The 19,353-nt window shown below is 40.7% G+C and carries 22 protein-coding genes; 10 read left to right on the forward strand and 12 right to left on the reverse strand.

Going from position 1 to position 19,353, the window contains the following annotated elements; genetic code table 11:
• Positions 1 to 87: 87 nt before the first annotated feature.
• Together BC8716_RS02045 and BC8716_RS02050 are read right to left on the reverse strand one after the other, a co-directional pair.
• A complete protein-coding gene (locus BC8716_RS02045; protein WP_094423710.1) occupies positions 88 to 945 on the reverse strand; it encodes a PhzF family phenazine biosynthesis protein in 858 nt (285 codons plus the stop codon).
• Between the two features lie 129 nt (positions 946 to 1,074).
• Positions 1,075 to 1,470: a RidA family protein gene (locus BC8716_RS02050; RefSeq protein WP_094423711.1), complete on the reverse strand. Its 396-nt coding sequence runs from the start codon at positions 1,468 to 1,470 to the stop codon at positions 1,075 to 1,077.
• Positions 1,471 to 1,899: 429 nt separating this feature from the next.
• Here BC8716_RS02050 and BC8716_RS02055 point away from each other — a divergent pair, with 429 nt between their 5' ends.
• Entirely contained in the window at positions 1,900 to 3,141 is a 1,242-nt protein-coding gene (locus tag BC8716_RS02055) for an HAD-IIA family hydrolase (protein ID WP_094423712.1), read from the forward strand.
• Positions 3,142 to 3,537: 396 nt separating this feature from the next.
• Here BC8716_RS02055 and BC8716_RS02060 read toward each other — a convergent pair whose 3' ends face one another.
• The 3 genes from BC8716_RS02060 to BC8716_RS02070 form a co-directional block, all read right to left on the reverse strand.
• The gene (locus tag BC8716_RS02060; protein WP_094423713.1) at positions 3,538 to 3,993 is read right to left on the reverse strand and encodes a Rossmann-fold NAD(P)-binding domain-containing protein; all 456 of its coding nucleotides are present in this window, start codon (positions 3,991 to 3,993) and stop codon (positions 3,538 to 3,540) included.
• A gap of 182 nt (positions 3,994 to 4,175) precedes the next feature.
• Positions 4,176 to 4,571, reverse strand: a complete 396-nt coding sequence (locus BC8716_RS02065) for a VOC family protein (protein ID WP_094423714.1) — start codon at positions 4,569 to 4,571, stop codon at positions 4,176 to 4,178.
• A gap of 108 nt (positions 4,572 to 4,679) precedes the next feature.
• Positions 4,680 to 5,114 (reverse strand): GNAT family N-acetyltransferase, encoded by a 435-nt coding sequence (locus BC8716_RS02070; protein ID WP_094423715.1) that lies wholly within the window; start codon positions 5,112 to 5,114, stop codon positions 4,680 to 4,682.
• A gap of 173 nt (positions 5,115 to 5,287) precedes the next feature.
• Between BC8716_RS02070 and azlC the strand changes: the two genes are divergently transcribed.
• The 8 genes from azlC to BC8716_RS02110 all read left to right on the forward strand — a co-directional run bounded on the left by azlC (position 5,288) and on the right by BC8716_RS02110 (position 11,715).
• Positions 5,288 to 6,004: an azaleucine resistance protein AzlC gene (azlC, locus tag BC8716_RS02075; protein WP_094423716.1), complete on the forward strand. Its 717-nt coding sequence runs from the start codon at positions 5,288 to 5,290 to the stop codon at positions 6,002 to 6,004.
• Positions 6,001 to 6,327 carry a branched-chain amino acid transporter permease gene (locus BC8716_RS02080; protein ID WP_094423717.1) on the forward strand — a complete coding sequence of 109 codons (327 nt, stop codon included), beginning with the start codon at positions 6,001 to 6,003 and terminating at the stop codon, positions 6,325 to 6,327. Before azlC ends, BC8716_RS02080 begins: the two co-directional genes overlap by 4 nt.
• 66 nt (positions 6,328 to 6,393) lie before the next feature.
• A complete protein-coding gene (locus BC8716_RS02085; protein ID WP_094423718.1) occupies positions 6,394 to 6,762 on the forward strand; it encodes an iron chaperone in 369 nt (122 codons plus the stop codon).
• A 369-nt stretch (positions 6,763 to 7,131) separates the two neighbouring features.
• Positions 7,132 to 7,461, forward strand: coding sequence for an ArsR/SmtB family transcription factor (locus tag BC8716_RS02090; RefSeq protein ID WP_094423719.1), 330 nt, complete (start codon positions 7,132 to 7,134; stop codon positions 7,459 to 7,461).
• The gene (locus BC8716_RS02095; RefSeq protein WP_094423720.1) at positions 7,458 to 7,856 is read left to right on the forward strand and encodes an SRPBCC family protein; all 399 of its coding nucleotides are present in this window, start codon (positions 7,458 to 7,460) and stop codon (positions 7,854 to 7,856) included. The genes BC8716_RS02090 and BC8716_RS02095 overlap by 4 nt, the downstream gene beginning before the upstream one ends.
• A 112-nt stretch (positions 7,857 to 7,968) precedes the next feature.
• Entirely contained in the window at positions 7,969 to 10,224 is a 2,256-nt protein-coding gene (locus tag BC8716_RS02100) for an ATP-binding cassette domain-containing protein (RefSeq protein ID WP_094423721.1), read from the forward strand.
• A gap of 50 nt (positions 10,225 to 10,274) precedes the next feature.
• Positions 10,275 to 10,982, forward strand: a complete 708-nt coding sequence (locus BC8716_RS02105) for an FAD-dependent oxidoreductase (protein WP_094423722.1) — start codon at positions 10,275 to 10,277, stop codon at positions 10,980 to 10,982.
• Between the two features lie 379 nt (positions 10,983 to 11,361).
• Positions 11,362 to 11,715: a VOC family protein gene (locus tag BC8716_RS02110; RefSeq protein ID WP_094423723.1), complete on the forward strand. Its 354-nt coding sequence runs from the start codon at positions 11,362 to 11,364 to the stop codon at positions 11,713 to 11,715.
• A 146-nt stretch (positions 11,716 to 11,861) separates the two neighbouring features.
• On the opposite strand, the gene BC8716_RS02115 is transcribed toward BC8716_RS02110, so the two are convergent.
• The 4 genes from BC8716_RS02115 to BC8716_RS02130 form a co-directional block, all read right to left on the reverse strand.
• Complete coding sequence (locus BC8716_RS02115; protein WP_094423724.1) at positions 11,862 to 12,917, reverse strand: tartrate dehydrogenase; 1,056 nt, start codon at positions 12,915 to 12,917, stop codon at positions 11,862 to 11,864.
• A gap of 157 nt (positions 12,918 to 13,074) precedes the next feature.
• Positions 13,075 to 13,740, reverse strand: a complete 666-nt coding sequence (locus BC8716_RS02120) for a GntR family transcriptional regulator (RefSeq protein ID WP_094423725.1) — start codon at positions 13,738 to 13,740, stop codon at positions 13,075 to 13,077.
• Between the two features lie 487 nt (positions 13,741 to 14,227).
• Positions 14,228 to 15,127 carry a VOC family protein gene (locus BC8716_RS02125; protein ID WP_094423726.1) on the reverse strand — a complete coding sequence of 300 codons (900 nt, stop codon included), beginning with the start codon at positions 15,125 to 15,127 and terminating at the stop codon, positions 14,228 to 14,230.
• A 243-nt stretch (positions 15,128 to 15,370) separates the two neighbouring features.
• Entirely contained in the window at positions 15,371 to 16,555 is a 1,185-nt protein-coding gene (locus BC8716_RS02130; protein WP_094423727.1) for an oxalate decarboxylase family bicupin, read from the reverse strand.
• Between the two features lie 235 nt (positions 16,556 to 16,790).
• Here BC8716_RS02130 and BC8716_RS02135 point away from each other — a divergent pair, with 235 nt between their 5' ends.
• Positions 16,791 to 17,018 carry a hypothetical protein gene (locus BC8716_RS02135; RefSeq protein WP_094423728.1) on the forward strand — a complete coding sequence of 76 codons (228 nt, stop codon included), beginning with the start codon at positions 16,791 to 16,793 and terminating at the stop codon, positions 17,016 to 17,018.
• Positions 17,019 to 17,157: 139 nt separating this feature from the next.
• On the opposite strand, the gene arsC is transcribed toward BC8716_RS02135, so the two are convergent.
• The 3 genes from arsC to BC8716_RS02150 are packed head-to-tail and all read right to left on the reverse strand — an operon-like array spanning position 17,158 to position 19,249.
• Entirely contained in the window at positions 17,158 to 17,577 is a 420-nt protein-coding gene (gene arsC, locus BC8716_RS02140; protein ID WP_094423729.1) for an arsenate reductase (thioredoxin), read from the reverse strand.
• 14 nt (positions 17,578 to 17,591) lie between these two features.
• Positions 17,592 to 18,890 carry an arsenic transporter gene (locus BC8716_RS02145; RefSeq protein ID WP_094423730.1) on the reverse strand — a complete coding sequence of 433 codons (1,299 nt, stop codon included), beginning with the start codon at positions 18,888 to 18,890 and terminating at the stop codon, positions 17,592 to 17,594.
• Positions 18,891 to 18,904: 14 nt separating this feature from the next.
• Positions 18,905 to 19,249, reverse strand: a complete 345-nt coding sequence (locus BC8716_RS02150; protein WP_094423731.1) for an ArsR/SmtB family transcription factor — start codon at positions 19,247 to 19,249, stop codon at positions 18,905 to 18,907.
• Between the last annotated feature and the right edge of the window lie 104 nt (positions 19,250 to 19,353).

The raw sequence follows: 19,353 nt of genomic DNA on the forward strand, positions 1-19,353 counted from the left end.
CGCTGATCAGCTTTGGACACCTCGTATCATACCAAGGGGGCTCTTTTTGTTTCAAACCTCATAAACCTTCATTACAGGAATGCTCCTTTAATAGAGTTCACCTTTTGATAAAATTCTTGCCTTCCCGGCAACCTTTATTTTCGGTTGGTTGTGATTCACCATTTTCGTTACGATCGTAGATGGTCGATCCATACTGAGTCCTTGGATAAAGACGTAATTGTGGTCAAAATCGTTTAAGACATTGTTTTTGTAGAGATAATAGGTTAAAGCTCCAGTCGATGTCCCTGTCGCCGCTTCTTCATTAATACCGTAATAAGGACAGAAATTTCTACTTTCCGCCACGCCCTTAGTGGTATCAAGTGTAAATGCGTGGATGCCTGCGATGTGATTTTCTTCTGCAAAGGCGGCAATTCCTTCAAAGTTTGGTTTTAATGTATACAATACATCCTTTGTTCTTATAGGAAGCATTAAATCCCAAACCCCTGTACTTGATGTTTGAGGTATTAACTCAAATTGATTATCGCCAATCTGACTTTTATCGATTTCAAACAAATTTGATAAAATAGCGTAATCACGAATTGTTTTCCCTAGTCTTGGCTCGGCTTGTTCCATCACTATAAAGGACTGGGCGACTTCAATGGAGAGCGCACCGGCTAGTGTTTCCATCACATATGCACGATTGTCTTCAATCAGCTCGCTATCCAATAAAGCCTTAAAAGCTGCGACGGTGGCGTGGCCACACAGGTCAACTTGACAGTTTGGTGTAAAAAACTTAACTTCAAAGCGATTGTTTTCCAAACGCTTTACAAATGCTGTTTCTGAAAAACGTACTTCTGTTGCAAATTTTTGCATAAAATCATGCTCTAGATTTTTGTGTATGACCACACCTGCTGGATTGCCGCCAAAACGTGTTTCAGTGAATGAATCAATGACATAATAATACAAACGTTATTCCTCCACATCACCGTTATTAAATTGTCCGCTACAAATAAAGCGACTTGCTTTAACACTTTCCAGTAATGAACGCTTGCAGTATGTTTTGACATTCCATTGTTTTGATAGGAGGCTTGTTCTTTATACTTTAGCTGCCCAAATTTCGATTTCAATTTTGATCTCTGGCAATCCTAACTCCGCAAGGTACCCAATCGTCATTGCTGGATACTCCTTTTCAAACAGCCGATCCCACTCTGCATATAAAAAATCCCAATCGATTTGCTCAGTCGCCCATATGTTTACCTTTATAATGTTTTCAGCACTTAGCCCTTCAGATTCCAACACTGCTTTCATATTCGAGAACGTATTGCGCACTTGGTCATTCATATTGCTCGGGAATTGCCCTTGTTGATCGACGCCAACTTGACCGGATGTGACAAATAACTCTGCATTTCTAGGAATCTTTGTAATATGCGTATATTTGCCCACTGGTGCTGGCACACTTGCTGGGTTTTTTCTTGATATTTTTTCAGTCATTCATATCCCACCAATCTAAAGATTTTCCGCTGTTTTCGCCGACATGCGTTTAATGACTTCACCTGTAGTTCCTATTCTTTTAGTTTATCAGCCTACTTACGTAATTAATAACCTTGAAGATACGTACATTCCTATACTAACACGAACAAGCGATGAAAACTTCGTTCAAATAACATCCTCCCAGTAAGTTTGAAGCCGATCATGATATACTTGAACAGTTACTACATTTGTCTTTAAAATTTTAAATTGTAGTATTCTTGACTATCACAGGTGGTAAAAATCGTATATGGATGGGTGGAAGAAACGTTTGCATAGAAACAACAATGGCTCATCATACGCGACTTTTACTGCCATTAATGGGAACACAAGTTGAACTTCCCACTATTTTATACCCCTTCCGTAACAACAGTTTGCAAGGAGAGATAAATGATGATTGCCGATAAGTTTGATGTATTTTTATTTGATTTAGATGGGGTCGTTTATATAGGACCAGACCCACTTCCTGAGGCAGTAGAGTCGCTTCAACAATTACGAAAAAAACAAAAGGGCATTCGATTTTTAACAAATAACCCTTGTACAACACGAGAAAAAACAGCAGAACGATTGAACGCTTTGGGTATAGAAGCAAGCTGCGACGAAATTATTACCTCTAGTTGGGTGACGGCACAATACCTCAGTAAGGAGAACGTCACAACGGCCTTTGTTTTAGGTGATGAACATTTAAAGTGGGAATGCCAACAGGCAGGTATTGATATACAGGACCAAGTAGATGTAGATGCAGTCGTTGTTGGATGGGACGATCAGGTGTCTTTTCATGACATAAAAAAGGCAGCAAACATGATTCAAAAAGGAGCCACATTCATTGCTACGAATATGGACAAAACCTTTCCCACACCCGAAGGTCCTTCGCCTGCCGTAGGGGCCATTGTGGAAGCGTTACGTGTGTCAACAGCAAAAGAGCCTTTAGTTTTGGGGAAGCCCTATCCTCCTATGTTCAAGGAGGCGCTTCGTGATTTTCACCCGTCTTCTCAAGCAGTAATGATAGGCGATACTCCTTATACCGACATTTTAGGAGCACATCAGGTAGGAATACCAGCTATTTTAATAGCAGACATCGATTTTACACCATACCCTTCAGCAAAAGATTTGCGTAACCCAGATGTTATCGTGCCTCATCTAAAGGGTCTATTTGACGACAATATCAACATAAAGCCATCGGTCAGTCCTTCCTTTTCTTGGCCCGATAATATCAAGGCAGGAGTGGCGGCCATTATTTTTGATAAAAAACAGAGAGTTCTCCTCATTAAACGTCTTGATAATGGATTATGGGGTATTCCCTCAGGTCATGTTGAACCAGGAGAAACCGTTGAAGAAGCGATCATTAGGGAGATTTGGGAAGAAACTGGCTTGAAAGTAAAAGTGAATAAGTTAATTGGAATTTATTCAGAGCCTTCCTCTCAAGTTTTCTCTTATCCAAACGGGAAGATAAGTCAGTTTATCACCTCTTGTTTTGAATGCGAGGTTGTGGGCGGAACACTAATCAAAACAAGCAACGAAACATTAGATGCGAATTATTTTGACTGTAATGATTTACCAAGCAACCTTCTTCCTATGCATCCAATGTGGCTTCAAGATGCGTTAGCAAAGGAAGTAAAACCTTTTATTAGGTAGCATTTATATAACTATGGGCAACGGTCCTTTAGTCGGTAAAGAGCATGTCCCAAGATAGGCGCAAACTCTTTTTGACAGCTCAATACATTGTCCATACTTCCCTGATGCCTAATCGGTACTGCTAAAAAGGTTCATTGGAGTTTAACTCCGATGAACCTTTTTTCTTTTTGAGGGAGAATGGCACATTGTCGCAATCGATTTTATTGAAGGGAGATCGGAATGCTGTGTCATGTAACTATTGTTTTTCATCCCTGTTCGACACGTACTGTAATCGTTTGTATACTAATTAGTACCAATACAGTCAGGGATAGGAGTTGTTTATAACAAGTCCTTGCGCCTCAATGGCTAAATTTGTCGTTTCACTCTTACTCATGACTTCCCCCTGCCTTCTTTATTTCAAATGAAAAAAGATTTATGTTCTTTAGCCCATTCTTTAAATGTTTTAGCAGGGCGTCCTGTAAGCTCTTCGACAGTTGGCAAGACTGTATAGCCGATTTCAGGAGTATTGGTCGTCATTTCAATAAAAAAGGCAATGCTTTCGTCATCGTAGCCCTCTTGTTTCCATTTATCAATCGCTTCCTCTTTACTTAGTTCCACAAATGGAATCTCTTTGCCAATCGCTTCACTTATTATATTTACTTGATCGATGATTGATAACGTTTCTGGTCCAGTCAATGTGTATAGTTTCTCATGATGCCCGTCCTCAGTGAGTACGTGAACGAACACTTCTGCGATATCTTCCTCGTGAATAATTGCGCTAGCTGAATCTCCATTAAATTCACGGACAACCCCTTCTTTTTTAATAGACTCTTGCCAATTGTCAATCGCATTGCCCATTGTACAAACGTCCATTGCATGTTGCTCTCTTTCAATGCTTGCTCAACATTGCCTTCCCCGTAATTAGTAAGGAGTGCAACTTTTAGCTTACTGTACGAATCCTGACACCATCCGTGTCAGGATTCGTTAGACGAAGGTAAAAAAACGCATAAAAAAATTCAAGGGCCTAAACCCTTGAAATTTATAATGAACATGACTCACTTTGCAAAATTTAATTCCCATGATACTCCATTTCTGTCCTTGACAATCGCATGTTTCGCTCCCCAGAACGTATCCTGCAGTTCCATTTGTACTTCTCCGTCTTTTGACAGCTCGTTGTAGATGCGCGTTATTTCTTCTTCGCTGTCAAGGTCAGGACCGAGCAAAATATGACTGCCTTGGATCGTCTTTTGCCCAAATACATCAGCCATGTATAAAATGCAATTCCCATTGATGTGCAATTCGGCATGAATGTACTTTCCTTCATGGCCTTTAAACATTTCAATGCCGTCAGACAACTGGGTATTTTTGATTTCTCCGCCGAAAACGTTTTGATAGTACTCAATTTCTTCTTTGCAATTCTCAATCCTGAGATGAGGCACGATTCTTTTCATGAATGCTTCCTCCTAGTATGGCTTATATAGGCATAGCGTTTCATAACAGTATACCCTTTATTCAATGGAACATCCTTCATTCCTTCTTCTAAAGTCTGCGGCTAATGATCATTTTTTCAAAGATACTTTAAACACATAACTTACTTTTTCATAGTCCATTTTTTCTTCATAAAATCGATGTGCGCTTTCCCTTTGTAATCCAGATGATAAGGCAACTTGTTCATAATGATGGTTTTTTGCCCATTCATGTACATATGTAAGCAGCTTTTCTCCGTACCCTTTTGAACGTTTTTTCTGATCTGTGACTAAGTCGCAAACCCAGACGAATCGTCCATAATAGAGCGTCACCATTGGCTTAAAGCCAATAACAGCAACGATTTCATCCTCATCAAACAAAGCAAACATTTTGTATCGATCCTTTTCCTGCGCCTCGATTACGAATTCAAGATACGCGCTTTCGTCAAGATGAGTGCGCAACTGCTTTACTACTGGAAAGGCGGCGAGAATTTCTTTTTCTGATTGCAGTTCTTTTATCATTACCATGTATATCCCCCCAACTTCTTTAGCTGCTTAAGAAATTTAATATAGCACGTTTCTTTATTCCGTAAAACCTGTTAAATTCTTATTTTGGCAGTGCCTTACGGGAACAAAAAGGTTCTTTGAATCGCCTTTATATGTTATAACTAATGAAGTTGCTTGATCTAGGAAGTGAGCCAATGTCAGACAAACATAAACTACTACCGGCTTTAAAAGCAGCGTTTCCGTATACCATACCGATTCTAGCTGGCTTTTTATTTTTAGGAATCGCTTATGGAATTTACATGAACGCTTTAGGATTCGCGCCCATTTATGCTATTTTAATGAGCTTAACGATCTTTGCAGGGTCGATGGAATTCGTAGCAGCGCATTTGTTGCTCGTTGCCTTTAACCCGCTTAACGCTTTATTGCTTACACTCATGTTAAACGCAAGGCATTTATTTTATGGCATATCGATGTTGGAAAAATACAAAGGGACGGGGAAAAAGAAGTTTTATTTAATCTTTGGTCTTTGTGATGAATCGTTTGCCATAAACAATACCGTTCAAATACCACCCCATGTCGATAAGGGATGGTTCATGTTTTTTGTTACTTTGCTCAACCACATTTATTGGGTTGTGGGCGCCACGATAGGAAGCCTCTTCGGCTCTATTGTTACGTTTAACACGACTGGTTTAGAGTTTGTGATGACTGCCTTATTTGTCGTGATTTTTCTTGAACAGTGGTCAAAAGAGAAAACGCATCAAAGCTCATTAATAGGGTTAGGCGTTTCCATTTTGACATTAATCGTATTTGGTGGAGAAAACTTTATTATCCCTGCAATGGCACTGATGTTAGCCATTCTAACCTTCATGAGAAAACCTTTAGAGAAAGTAGAGGGAACAGCTAGACAATGACCGTGCCGCAACAAGTGATCATCATTCTCATCGTTGTTTTTGGAACAATGATGACTCGTTTTTTACCATTTTTAATTTTCTCAGCTGAGAAACCAACACCTTCATATATTAAATATTTGGGAAAGGTTCTTCCACCAGCAGTATTTGGCTTACTTGTCATTTATTCTTTAAGAAAAGTGAACGTCTTTGAAGGAAATTACGGCATCCCAGAACTCGTTTCTGTTCTTGTCATCATCGTTTTGCATTCCTGGAAAAGAAATATGTTGCTGTCTATAGCAAGTGGGACCATTTTGTATATGTTCTTCGTGCAAATCGTATTTTGAACGATTCATAGATTGTGAAGAATGATTTGAAACAAACGAAGAAAGACTACTTTAGAGGTGAATCATATGGACGCTTTTAAAGAATTTTTAGATCGCATTGATAACCCGCAACACCGGGCGCGAACGGAAGAGGTTTTGGCCTGGGTAACGAAAACATTTCCACATTTAGTGCCGAAAATCGCATGGAATCAGCCTATGTTTACCGATCACGATACATTTATTATCGGCTTCAGCGTCGCTAAGCATCATTTGGCTGTTGCCCCTGAACAAGCGGGGATTCATCAATTCGCTGATGAGATTGAACAGGCTGGCTATGATCACACTAAGGAACTGGTACGTATCAAGTGGGATCGTCCAGTTGATTTTTCATTATTAGAAAAGATGATCGAGTTTAATATACGGGATAAGGCAGACTGCACAACTTTTTGGCGGTAGACAGTTGGCGGAACAAGTTTTAGGGGGGTGCATTGTGGGACGATGCCCCCTTTTTACATACACTCTGGCTGAATCCTATTACCGAATAAGCCCTTTTTCAAAATATGTCCTAAGGGCAAGCCCGAATACTAGTGGCCCGCGCTCGCTAAAGGGTAATTTCCAAGTCAAAACAACCATTCCCCCCTCCCTCCACACTGCTACCATCACTTGCGATTTTTTTATTCACGCCTGGACTCGTCTTATAAAAATGATTGACAAGCCACCAAATGGTGTCCTATAATCAATACGTCACTAAATGGTGTCCAATTATAAATTGTCAAACAGCCACTGACGGCTTACTTTTGGCAATCATTATTAGGAGAGGGTGTTGTGAACGAGTATAGCCCATCGCGGGACGTGTTTGACGCGATTGCCGATCCAACTCGGCGCCATTTAATTCATCTTTTGGCAGAAGCAGATGAAATGCCACTCTATGAATTGACGGCACAGTTTCATATGGGCCGAACAGCCGTATCAAAGCATTTGACTGTCTTGAAAGAAGCCGATTTAGTTCGTGACCGAAAAGTCGGCAGAGAAACGCGATTTAGACTAAACGCCGCTCCTCTGAGAGAAGTTCAAGATTGGGTCGTTTTCTACAGCAAGTACTGGAATACGAACATGTTGCGCTTAGGCCAACTATTAGAGGAGGACGAAGAATGAGTTTAAAATTAGAATTGGATTTCCAATACAAGACGTCAATCGAAAAACTTTGGTCAGCTATCACTGACTCAAACAAGCTTGCCCAATGGATTACGGAAAATGATTTTAAGCCTATTGTAGGTCATCGCTTTCAATTTCGCCATGAGCCATCCGAATGGTGGGATGGTATTGTCGAAGGCGAAGTGCTTGTTGTCGATGAACCGAATCGCTTGTCTTATACTTGGGCAACCGGAGAGGAAAGGCATACCGTCACTTTGACGCTTCAGGATTTAGGGGACGGAAAGGTGAACCTTCATCTCGAACAAACTGGATTTTCGAATGTTCATGGCCTCGAAGGCGCGAAGCATGGTTGGAGTGCTTGGGCCAACGAACTTCCACAAGTGTTGGAACAATAACTTGCACTCGGTTGTTAATCGTTGCAAACCGGCTGCAAACAGCATGCAGCCGGTTTCGTAATGACTAAGCGAACCATACAAGAAAACGATTTCTATTGGAAGGATGTTACGTATGAGCGAATCGAATCGAGAATACATCGTCATCTCGGGTGCAAGGGAAAACAATCTTCAAAACGTCTCATTGCGCATCCCTAAGCGAAAGATCACCATTTTCACAGGCGTTTCTGGATCAGGCAAGTCATCGATTGTCTTTGATACCATCGCCGCAGAATCGACCCGTTTGCTGAATGAGAACTTCAGCATGTTCGTGCGCAGCTTCCTCCCCCGCGTTCCTCAGCCAGATACAGACGCGATTGAGAACCTAAGCATGGCAGTAATCGTAGACCAGAAGCGGCTAGGCGGCGGCTCTCATTCCACAATGGGCACAATTACTGATATCTCACCGATTCTCCGTCTTCTTTTCTCCAGAGCAGGCCAGCCCTACGTTGGAGAATCAAACATGTTCTCCTTTAACGATCCCCAAGGTATGTGTCCCGAATGTAACGGTATTGGCCGCAAACTGAACGTCGACATGGACAAAGCAGTTGATCTGTCAAAATCGTTGAACGAAGGGGCCATTAAACTACCTGATTATAAAGTCGACGGTTGGGACTGGTCATTGGTTGTACAGGCAGGACCCTTTGACCCTGATAAAAAACTGAGCCACTATTCGGACGAAGAGCTAGAAAAACTGCTTTACAGCAAAGCGAAAAAAGTAAAGATGGACTTTGCAGGAAAAGCAACAAATGTCACAGTAGAAGGCGTGATTGAGAAGTTCACCAACAAATACATCAAGCAAGATTTGAAGACGAAGTCTGAGCGTACACAAAAAGCAGTTGCGCCATTTATCACCGAGGGCACATGCTCCACTTGCCACGGCTCGAGACTTAGTCAGGCAGCACTCAGCTGCAAAATGAATGGCTTTAACATTGCAGAAATGTCTTCCATGGAGGTCGGACAGCTCATTCGCATCATTCATGAGGTCGACATCCCTGTTGCTGCGCCGATCATAAAGTCGTTGTCAGAGAGGCTACAACATCTTGTCGATATTGGTCTTGATTACCTAACATTAGATCGGGAAACAGATACATTGTCCGGCGGCGAATCGCAGCGCGTCAAGATGGTCAAGCACCTGAGCGGTAGCCTAGTAGATGTCACGTACATCTTTGATGAGCCGAGCGTAGGCTTGCATCCCCGCGACGTACACCGCTTAAACGAACTGCTGCAAAAGCTGCGCGACAAAGGCAATACGGTAATTGTTGTCGAGCATGATCCGGATGTAATCAAGGTCGCCGATCATATTGTTGACGTCGGGCCTCACGCTGGCAGCCATGGAGGTACGATCGTATACGAAGGAAGTTTTCAAGGCCTGTTGGAGTCAGGTACTTTGACCGGTACCCATATGAAGCGGCCACTTGAGCTGAAACATGACACAAGGCAGCCCTCCGGCAAGCTGTCCATCAAGAATGCGACATTGCATAACTTACAGGACGTAAATGTCACAATTCCAACAGGAGTGCTGACCGTTGTTACAGGTGTGGCTGGCTCAGGCAAAAGTACGCTCATTAACGACGTATTCCTCAGCCAGAATCCAGGTGCCATTGTCATCGACCAGTCGGCAGTAGGCGTGTCTACACGTTCAAATCCCGCAACCTACACGGGCATAATGGATGATGTGCGCAAAGCGTTTGCTTCTGCTAACAAAGTTAACAAAGGATTGTTCAGTTTCAACTCCAAGGGAGCTTGCGAAAACTGCCAAGGGCTCGGCGTCGTGTATACAGATCTTGCCTTTCTTGAAAGCGTGAAACTGCCATGTGAAGTATGCAGAGGCAGACGGTTTAAGGAAGAAGTCCTTGCCTACAAGTTAAATGGCAAGTCTATTGCAGAAGTTCTTGAGATGACTGTAGAGCGGGCATTGGAATTTTTCGAACAAAAAGAGATTGTCCGCAAGCTTCAGGCAATGAGTGACGTAGGGTTGAATTATATTACACTTGGCCAGCCACTTAGCACCCTTTCAGGCGGGGAATGCCAGCGTATCAAGTTGGCAAGCGAACTTCACAAGCAGGGCAGCATCTACGTGATGGACGAGCCGACAACTGGCCTGCATATGGCAGATATCGGCCTGCTTTTAACGATCATGAACCGCCTTGTCGATGCCGGCAATACAGTAATCGTCATTGAGCATAACCTCGATGTCATTAGCCAAGCGGATTGGATTATTGATATGGGACCAGACGGAGGCAGCAACGGCGGCGAGGTCGTGTTCGAAGGCACGCCTTCACAGATTATCCACGCAGAGCAGTCGATCACAGGAAAATATTTGACATAGAGCAGGAAATCGTTTAGAAAAGCCCGCTATTCGGGAAAAGGAGCTGAAACATGACATTTTTTCAAGATGTATTCTCGGTATTCAAAAAGAGAGAATTGGTTTTTCAACAAAGCTACAAAGAATCCGATGACATCTATTCTTTTCTTTTTGAAAAAGAGCACGATGTAACATGGAAAGCAGGACAATATGGATTATTCAGTATTACGCATAAAAAAGTGAAAAATCCTACAAAACCGTTCAGCATAGCCTCTGCCCCCACAGAGAATGTCATAAAAATAACAACGCGCATTAGCAATAACCCCAGTGATTTTAAAAAAGCAATGCTCGAATTAAAACCAGGTATGAAAGTAAAAATGAGCGGGCCAGTAGGAGCTTTTACTCTTCAAGAACAAAAGCCCTCACTCCTGATCGCAGGAGGAATTGGCATCACCCCATTTCGATCGATCCTCAAACAACTAGAGGCAGAAAAGACTGGGGACATCAAACCGATTCGTCTCCTCTATTTGGATAGCAAAAAGTCGTACTTATTTAAAGACGAACTTGATGCCATTGCCAACCATACGTCCATTCACGTGACTTACCTTGATTCACAAGACAGCTTGCATCAAGAGATTGACCAGTTTGCTGCTTCACATCAAAACAATGGCGTTTACTTTATTGCAGGACCAAAATCCATGGTCGATTCCATTACCACTTGCTTGAAAAACAAACATATTTCGAAACAGCATATTAAGAAGGATGCTTTTTTCGGGTATTAAAGAGAGAGAAGGTAGAACAGGCATGGAGCCCGTTCTACCTTCTCAATTGAATACAGCCACGTGCAGGCTCATATGAATCACCCCTGTAAAGTACTATAATCTAAAGACCATTATACAGGGGTGGAAAAATGTCATTGTAAAAATCAATAAGCGAATCATTAAATTAGCTCCCTTAATTTTTCATTGTTAATTAAGCGAGCGTTTTTTTAGTTTTCTATTTCGTTATCAATATAAAACATTTTCTTCATCCACTCAGGGCGACACAATAAGCAGGAGTTTTAAGTTAAACGCAGAATAGCTACCTATCAAGGTTTAAAGGAGTTGAAAGAGAGTTAACTCTGGTGGGCGTTGGGAAATAATTTTAGGAGGGGGTGGGCTCATGGGCAATCCAATATTAAAACAAATTGGCACTGTATTCATTCCTGTCAGTGACATAGACAAAGCTAAAGATTGGTACTGTGATATTTTTGGATTTAATGGAGATGGGGAGATTCTGTTTGGTCACCTTTATGTCATTCAACTAGAAGGAACGGGGATTGTACTAGATAGCAAAATATATTCGCCAGAAAAAACGTTTCAAACACCAGCTTTTCACTTCAATACCAATAATATTGAAGAAGCTTATCAATACATGCAGAGTAAAGGCGTGAAACTTCTTACAGGAATAGAAAACAACCATTACTTTAATTTTGAAGACTTAGACGGAAATATGTTAATGGTTTGCAAGTGTTAATTGATTTCATCGATCATCATTGGATTAAGCCTATTAGGCAGATAACACCTCCCCAGGCGATAGTCCGATACAACTGAAGAGGTGTTTTTAGATTTTTTATAACCTATTACGGAAAGGTTCTGTTAGTAACCTCTCTGTTATAACCGTTAGCGTAAAAGAGTTTTGATGATCTCCGATGTCACTTCAGTAGTGGAACTAGTTCCACCAATATCTGGAGTTCGAATACCTCTGCTAGTTACTTCTTCTATAGAATCAAGAAGATGATCTCCTAATTCAGTTTCCCCAAGATGATCTAACATCATCTTGGCAGTCCAGATCTGACCAATAGGATTAGCAATACCCTTTCCTATAATATCAGGTGCTGAGCCATGAACTGGTTCAAACATAGATGGATATTTACCATTGATGTTAATATTAGCTGCAGGGGCAATGCCAATACTCCCCATAATCGCAGCACCAATATCGGTTAAAATATCACCAAATAAGTTTGAAGCAACAATAACATCAAAACGTTCAGGTTGGGTAACAAAAAATGCTGCTAGTGCATCGATATGTTGCGAATCAACTTCAACTGACGGATAATCTTTACTAATCTCTTTAAACACATCATCCCAAAAAGGCATGGAATACACGATGCCATTTGATTTTGTAGCACTTGTCACATGCCCACGTCTCGTTTTTGCTAATTCAAAGGCGTAACGCATTGCTCTTTCTGTTCCCCGTCTTGAAAATACAGCGTTTTGAATCGCAAGCTCTTCATCTTCTTTATAAATTCTGCCACCAATCGAACTATACTCCCCTTCACTATTCTCCCTAACAACAAGCAAATCAAAATCTTTCGGGTTGGATAACGGGGAGTTAATACCTTTAATTAATTTAGCTGGTCTTACGTTAATAACTTGTTCAAATTCTCTGCGGATTTTAATTAAAAGCCCCCATAAAGATATATGATCAGGAACTAAACGTTGATTCCCCACAGCTCCTAAGAAAATTGAATCAAAATCTTTTATTTGCTCCAATCCATCTTCAGGCATCATACTTCCATTTTCTAAGTAGTATTCGCAACTCCAAGGGAACGATGTAAATTCGAATGTCAATCCTCCATGCAATTCTGCAATCGCTTTCAAAACACGTTCTGCTTCAGGGACAACCTCTCTTCCAACTCCATCGCCAGGAATACTTGCAATGTTTACTATCTTCATTGGACACCCTCCTATTCTCCTGAGAGCGACAGTCGACCAACGACCGTCGTTCTTTTCTGGATTATACTATTAGAGAATCTGAAAAACAATACCCTACTTAAATAAAAATCAGCTAGAAATGATCTCCTATCACTCTGCTGATTTTTATTAACTGATATCATGTTTGAGGAAGTACTTTAATGAGATGGGCTAAATCTAACTCAAGATGTGTAATCATCGCTTTAGCAGCTTTTTCCGATTCTCGCTTTTGTATAAATTCAAAAATCTGGTAATGTTGCTCAAGGATGGTGTTCGCGCGATCATCCCCTTGGAAATTTAATATACGAAAATAATAAATCAGCGACTTTAAATCATTAATTTGCTTTTTTAGTCTTAAGTTCTTTGTATAATCGATAATGGTACTGTGAAACAATTCGTTTAATGAAATGATGCAATCCTCTTCCTTTTTTGAAGAAATAGCCTGATCGGTCCTTATTAATAGCTTCTCTAATTCATGAATGTCTTCATCTGATGCAATCTTAGTAGTCTCACTTACTGCAAATGATTCAAGTGCCATTCGACAGAAATAAACCTCTTCAACATCCTTTTGGGTTGGTTTGTATACGAGAACCCTTGATTTTTCATCTACAATCACTAAGCCTTCTTTTTCTAAAATTCTAATAGCCTCTCTGATTGGACTTTTACTAACATTAAACTCCTTTGCTAGTTGAGTTTCAACTATTCTGTCACCAGGTTTAAAGTGTCCGGTAAATATCATTTTCTTGATTGAATGATAAAATTGTTCGTAATATGGAATAGGTCTTTCAACCTCAAACTCTTTCATTTAATCACCTTATTTCTAATTTGATAACTCAATCCATATATCTCTCCATCATGCCAAGCTATATTTTACAAATTTCCAGAATGAATCTTGGTTAGCTAGCGTTGCACAACGCGTTTGTTAACTAAATTTTCTTCTTTCCATGTAACAGAGGCTTCTATAACCTAATGTCTTAAGGTCGCGTTTGCGCTTTTTCAACCTCTTTTATCATAACCACTTAAAACCTCTTTAAAAGGGAACCGAATAAGGATTCCCCCAATGCTGCCAGGCAGCCTATCTATATTGTTTAGCTTTGCCCTCTCACTTAAACATACATGCGCCAAAGGGGATTCTTTACAAGTCCTATTTTACGTCATCCTTATAATTGTGCAAAGAGAAATCCAAAAACCGTTCCTTTATCTAATATTCGGTAGCATTAAAAAAACCGACTAGCTTTGTAGGTACAAAATAGTCGGTTTCAAATGAAATTTAAGCCGGCACGACAATAAATTTATACTGATTTATTTTTATTATTATTACCCAAAAACAATGATTCCACATGCAAATGAATTTGGTTTCCAGATGGATCTTCGGTAATGAACTCCCCATTCTCTTCAATGACTCGATAACCCATAGCCTCTAATTTTGCAACAATTGATTTTCTTTTTTCCTCGCTTGGGATAACAACCGTATAAAAAAGCATCCTTACACTATTGGACACAGGTTTTGGGGCATTTTTTCCAAACCACATATTGGTTCCAATATGATGGTGATACCCGCCACTAGAGAAAAAGGCCATTTGATTTGGTATATCCATGGTAATATCAAACCCTAAACCTTTATGATAAAAGTCCTTCGTTTTTTCTAAATCAGATACATGTAGATGAATATGACCGATCATTGCTTCATTTGGGATGTGATTCCATGTTTCTCCGTTTGCTTCAGCAATAACGCTCTCGACATCCATTGGAGCTTGCTTCGAGAAGTCTAATTCTCCTGCTGTATTTCTCCACGTCGATGGATCAGTGTCTACAGCCACTTCAATACCATGACCATCAGGGTCTTGAAAGTATAAAGCATCATGGGTTCCATGATAGGTAGCACCTTGTAATGGATACTTTTTATTCAACAGATGAACGATCAGTTTCCCTAAATCTTTACGAGTCGGAAAAAGTAAAGCATAATGATACAAACCTGTTGTCCGCCCTTGCTTAGGAATGATATTGTCAGGTTGTTCAATCGTAAGCAAAGGCGTGGTGCCATTTGCTGTCAATACTGCTTTTTTTCCTGATTGATTTAATACTTGAAATCCCATTAAGCCTTCGTAAAACTCAAGAGAACGACTTAAATGTTCAACTTTTAAATGAACGTGATTCACAAATGTATTTGGTTTTCTATGATAGACATTCATTTTTTACCTCCTAATAGATTCTACAAACAAAGGTTCATATCAGGCAGAGCGTATAGTGGGTCCCAATGTTATTGTTTAACGATTAAGGTCATAATAAACCCTTAGAATAATAAAAGGAAGTAGGCACATTTACGTTCTATAGTATACAAAAAGATACCAAAAGATAAACTTTTATAAAAATAAAAAAGCACCGAAGCCTAAAAGACTTGGTACTCCTTAGTTCCATACTCTTATAATCATGATTCATATAGTAGGATACTTCACAACAGGCCATTTTTCTTTCCTTAACTGATCAGTAAACTTGGAATCGACATTTATATTATGTTGGACAAGTTCCGTTGGAGTAAGAGCCAACCATTGATTTAAAGATACATCTTCAAACCGATCACTTTTGAACATTTCAAGAAACCACACTGATTCGTTGCCTGTATTTTGAATATAGTGCCCTGTGGCAAAAGGAACATACCCAACATCGCCAGCCCGATAATCAAATGTACGCGCTACGCCATTCCCAGTAAACACAGTCATTCTTGCCTGGCCAGTTAAGTAATACTGCCATTCATCATTATTCGGGTGCCAGTGCATTTCCCTCATAGCTCCTGGTTCAACTTCAACCAAAGCAGCAGCAATTGTTTTGGAAACAGGAAAATTCCTTGAATCGACAATACGTACACTGCCTCCAGGTGTGACCAATGGGGGCTGTTTTAATAATTCATGCTTAAACGTTTGTGGCACAGCGCCATAAGGGGAGTTTATTTGTTGCGACTGCAACGGTCCTGGAACTTCATCCTGGTAAATATACACTTGTTCAGTTGGAATGGTTGCAAATACAGATTCAGGTACACCAAAATTTGCCGAAAGAACGTCTTTCGGCGTGTGGGCCATCCAATCGGACAACGACAATGTACTTAAATCAGAGAACATCCCATCATCAAAAACAAGCAAAAATTCACAACCGTCATCCAAACCTTGAATCGAGTGGGGAATCCCAGGGGGAAAATACCATAAGTCTCCTGGGCCGACATCAGCTATAAAGTTCCTGCCATTTTGGTCAACAGCCGTGATCCGGGCATGGCCAAGTAACATATAGGACCATTCTGCTTGCTTGTGCCAATGAAGGTCACGTACGCCTCCTGGTGTTAAACTCATATTCACTCCGGCAAGTGTTGTCGCAATCGGCAAATCCCTTTGCGTAATTTCTCTTGACCAACCGCCATGATTTAATTGCATATGGGCATCGGAAAAAGAAAAACGCAAATTAGGAATCAACCCACTATCGGTTTCCGGTGGAACAAGTATATTAGGGTTTTGAAGATCACGCATCAAATTCCGCGGACCACGATCAACGCCTCCAGCGCCATCAGCTCGAATAGGCTGCGGAATATTTGGATTCCCTTTTAGCGGCTTCACGTTATCTCCCCGTTTCATTTTTTTAATCCCCTTCATCATATTAAACAGGAAGCTGCTTTATTCTTAGCAGTTCGACAATCGTATATATGTCTCTTCTTCTTTGGCCCTTTAATAGGATGGAGAACTTGTCTATATTTTTAGTACCTAGTCATCCTCCGTGTTTTTTAGTTTCAATCGTCTACTCAAATAATTTAATTGCTAAGAATCAATCATTTGTGTTTTAATAGATTTATCAACCAACGAGGTGAGCGCTTTGAAATTGAAACCATTCATAGTTTTTGGTTTAGTTGGTTTTATTGCCGGTGTGTCGATAAGTCTGTTTGACCCGAAAGTTTTTCATAATGTATTGGGTGGCGCAATCATTGCTAATACTGGAATGGAGATATTTTTTAACATAGCAAGGTACGGCGTTCTCGGCGCTGCAACTGCGCTCGTATTCGTATTGGCCTATCAGTTAAAACCGAAGGAAAATGTAAGATAGTACAAATTATTTAAGACTGCATTGTAGGGAAACCGATACATTAGAAGATCGGTTTGACGATCGGTTTGAAGCTAGTGTTCCACATTAATCAATATGAAAAAGACGCAATATCTAGTAAAATTGCGCCTTCTCCATATCATTATTCTCCTGTTTCTGCGAATTTCTTTATACGTGTTCCTATCTCATCTCGGACTCGTTGAAAGACCATCCATCTTTCTTCTTCGGTACCTTCTGCCTTCGCCGGATCATCAAATCCCCAATGGTCACGTTTCACATGTGCTGGCGTCAACGGACATTTGTCTGCTGCATCGCCGCATAGCGTCACAACAAAGTCAGCGTTGTTTAACATGTCTACATGAATGAGATCGGACGTTTGATCGGAAATATCAATCCCTACTTCGTTCATTGCTTTAACGGCATTGGGATTCAAACCATGCGCTTCAATTCCCGCGCTATAGACTTCCCACTCATCTGATAAATAATGCTTCCCAAATCCTTCTGCCATTTGGCTGCGGCATGAGTTTCCTGTACATAAAAAGTAAATGCTTTTCTTTGACATGTGTCTTCCACTCCTTAATGAATGATCATTAACCAGAGGTATAAACCTAATAACGTTATCAACAACACAGGCAGTGTAATGACTATACCAGTCTTAAAATAAGTACCCCATGAGATTTTTACACCTTTTTGTGTCAACACATGGAGCCACAATAATGTGGCGAGTGAACCAATGGGTGTTATTTTCGGCCCTAAATCGGAACCAATCACATTCGCGTAAACCATCGCTTCCTTCATTAATCCAGTCGCGCTCGTCGTATCAATGGCAATCGCATTAATCATTACCGTTGGCATGTTGTTCATCATCGAACTTAAAACAGCGGCAACAAACCCCATTCCCATTGTAGCAGCAAAAACACCTTGCTCCGCGGTCCTCTCAAGTCCCAAAGCGAGCAGATTAGTTAAACCGACATTTTGTAAACCGAACACGACAACATACATCCCAATGGAGAAAAAAACAATGTTCCAAGGCGCGCCTTTCAATATAGACCGGGTTTGAACAGCAGGGCTTCTTCTAGCTATCACTATAAAGATCAACGCAATCAGTCCTGCAATAATAGACACGGGGATATGCAAAAACTCACTAACTAAGTAACCAATTAACAATAGAACAAGCACCCACCAGGACAAGCGAAACATGTTATTGTCTTTAATTGCCGATGCAGGTGATTGCAACGTCTCGTAATTATAGTTTTTCGGGATGCTTTTTCGGAAGTAGAGATATAGCACGAGGATACTCGCGATTAAAGAGAAGACATTCGGAACAATCATCCGTGTCGCATATTCAATGAAGCCAATGCCAAAAAAATCAGCCGAAACAATGTTTACTAAGTTACTTACAATGAGCGGCAGCGACGTTGAGTCAGCAATAAATCCACTGGCAATGATAAAAGGGAACACCATTTTTTCATTAAAGTTTAAAGCACGGACCATCGCTAAAACGATTGGCGTTAAAATTAAGGCAGCGCCATCGTTGGCAAAAAACGCCGCAACTACGGAACCAAGAATGCACACATATACAAACATCAGCTTGGCGTTTCCTTTCGCTGCCTTGGTCATACGTAAGGCGGCCCATTCAAAGAAACCGATCTCATCAAGGATTAAAGAAATAATAATAATTGCAATAAATGTCAACGTGGCATTCCACACGATCCCCGTCACTTCAACCACATCGGCAAATGAAACAACGCCAAATAATAACGCGAGAATAGCTCCCCCACATGCCGACCAACCAATATTCAAGTTACGAGGCTGCCAAATAACCAACGCGAGCGTCATAATAAAGATCAATGAAGCGAAAATAACCGCTAACAAACTTAATCCTCCCTTTATCCACAGTCTACAGGTATTTCCTTCTCTACAAGACTGCGGTAACGTTCATCTTGATCTGAAAGTTGCTTCAAGACGCCTTGAATAAGGTCAGCTTTCGGAGAGGAGTGGTTCAAAGAATAAAAACGCCATTGGCCTTTTCGCGTTTCCACTACTAGGCCAGCTTCCTTAAGTTTCTTTAAATGCTGACTGATTGAAGGCTGACTCGCTTCAAACATATCGACAAACTGACATACGCAATACTTTTTCTCTGAAACCAGTTTCAACATGAGCAACCGAGTAGGGTCACTAATCACTTTCATGCATTTCGCAATTTCTTCGGAGCTTAGTGACTTAAATCCCATTCTTGATCTTCCCCTTCCAGACACCATTATATAATGCAACCATTATATAAGTAAATGCTAATATATATGACAATAATTTATGTGCTTCATAAAAAAACGAGCAC

Source organism: Shouchella clausii (assembly GCF_002250115.1).
Lineage (GTDB): Bacteria > Bacillota > Bacilli > Bacillales > Bacillaceae_D > Shouchella > Shouchella clausii.

Bases quoted from the DNA above. Each gene is read 5' to 3' on its own strand.
- BC8716_RS02125 (WP_094423726.1), bottom strand. From the start codon at position 15,127: ATGAATGTCTATCATAGAAAACCAAATACATTTGTGAATCACGTTCAT.
- BC8716_RS02105 (WP_094423722.1), top strand. From the start codon at position 10,275: ATGACATTTTTTCAAGATGTATTCTCGGTATTCAAAAAGAGAGAATTG.
- BC8716_RS02060 (WP_094423713.1), bottom strand. From the start codon at position 3,993: ATGGACGTTTGTACAATGGGCAATGCGATTGACAATTGGCAAGAGTCT.
- BC8716_RS02110 (WP_094423723.1), top strand. From the start codon at position 11,362: ATGGGCAATCCAATATTAAAACAAATTGGCACTGTATTCATTCCTGTC.
- BC8716_RS02070 (WP_094423715.1), bottom strand. From the start codon at position 5,114: ATGGTAATGATAAAAGAACTGCAATCAGAAAAAGAAATTCTCGCCGCC.
- BC8716_RS02120 (WP_094423725.1), bottom strand. From the start codon at position 13,740: ATGAAAGAGTTTGAGGTTGAAAGACCTATTCCATATTACGAACAATTT.
- BC8716_RS02050 (WP_094423711.1), bottom strand. From the start codon at position 1,470: ATGACTGAAAAAATATCAAGAAAAAACCCAGCAAGTGTGCCAGCACCA.
- BC8716_RS02095 (WP_094423720.1), top strand. From the start codon at position 7,458: ATGAGTTTAAAATTAGAATTGGATTTCCAATACAAGACGTCAATCGAA.
- BC8716_RS02085 (WP_094423718.1), top strand. From the start codon at position 6,394: ATGGACGCTTTTAAAGAATTTTTAGATCGCATTGATAACCCGCAACAC.
- BC8716_RS02065 (WP_094423714.1), bottom strand. From the start codon at position 4,571: ATGAAAAGAATCGTGCCTCATCTCAGGATTGAGAATTGCAAAGAAGAA.
- BC8716_RS02150 (WP_094423731.1), bottom strand. From the start codon at position 19,249: ATGGGATTTAAGTCACTAAGCTCCGAAGAAATTGCGAAATGCATGAAA.
- BC8716_RS02130 (WP_094423727.1), bottom strand. From the start codon at position 16,555: ATGAAACGGGGAGATAACGTGAAGCCGCTAAAAGGGAATCCAAATATT.
- azlC (WP_094423716.1), top strand. From the start codon at position 5,288: ATGTCAGACAAACATAAACTACTACCGGCTTTAAAAGCAGCGTTTCCG.
- BC8716_RS02100 (WP_094423721.1), top strand. From the start codon at position 7,969: ATGAGCGAATCGAATCGAGAATACATCGTCATCTCGGGTGCAAGGGAA.
- arsC (WP_094423729.1), bottom strand. From the start codon at position 17,577: ATGTCAAAGAAAAGCATTTACTTTTTATGTACAGGAAACTCATGCCGC.
- BC8716_RS02115 (WP_094423724.1), bottom strand. From the start codon at position 12,917: ATGAAGATAGTAAACATTGCAAGTATTCCTGGCGATGGAGTTGGAAGA.
- BC8716_RS02080 (WP_094423717.1), top strand. From the start codon at position 6,001: ATGACCGTGCCGCAACAAGTGATCATCATTCTCATCGTTGTTTTTGGA.
- BC8716_RS02055 (WP_094423712.1), top strand. From the start codon at position 1,900: ATGATTGCCGATAAGTTTGATGTATTTTTATTTGATTTAGATGGGGTC.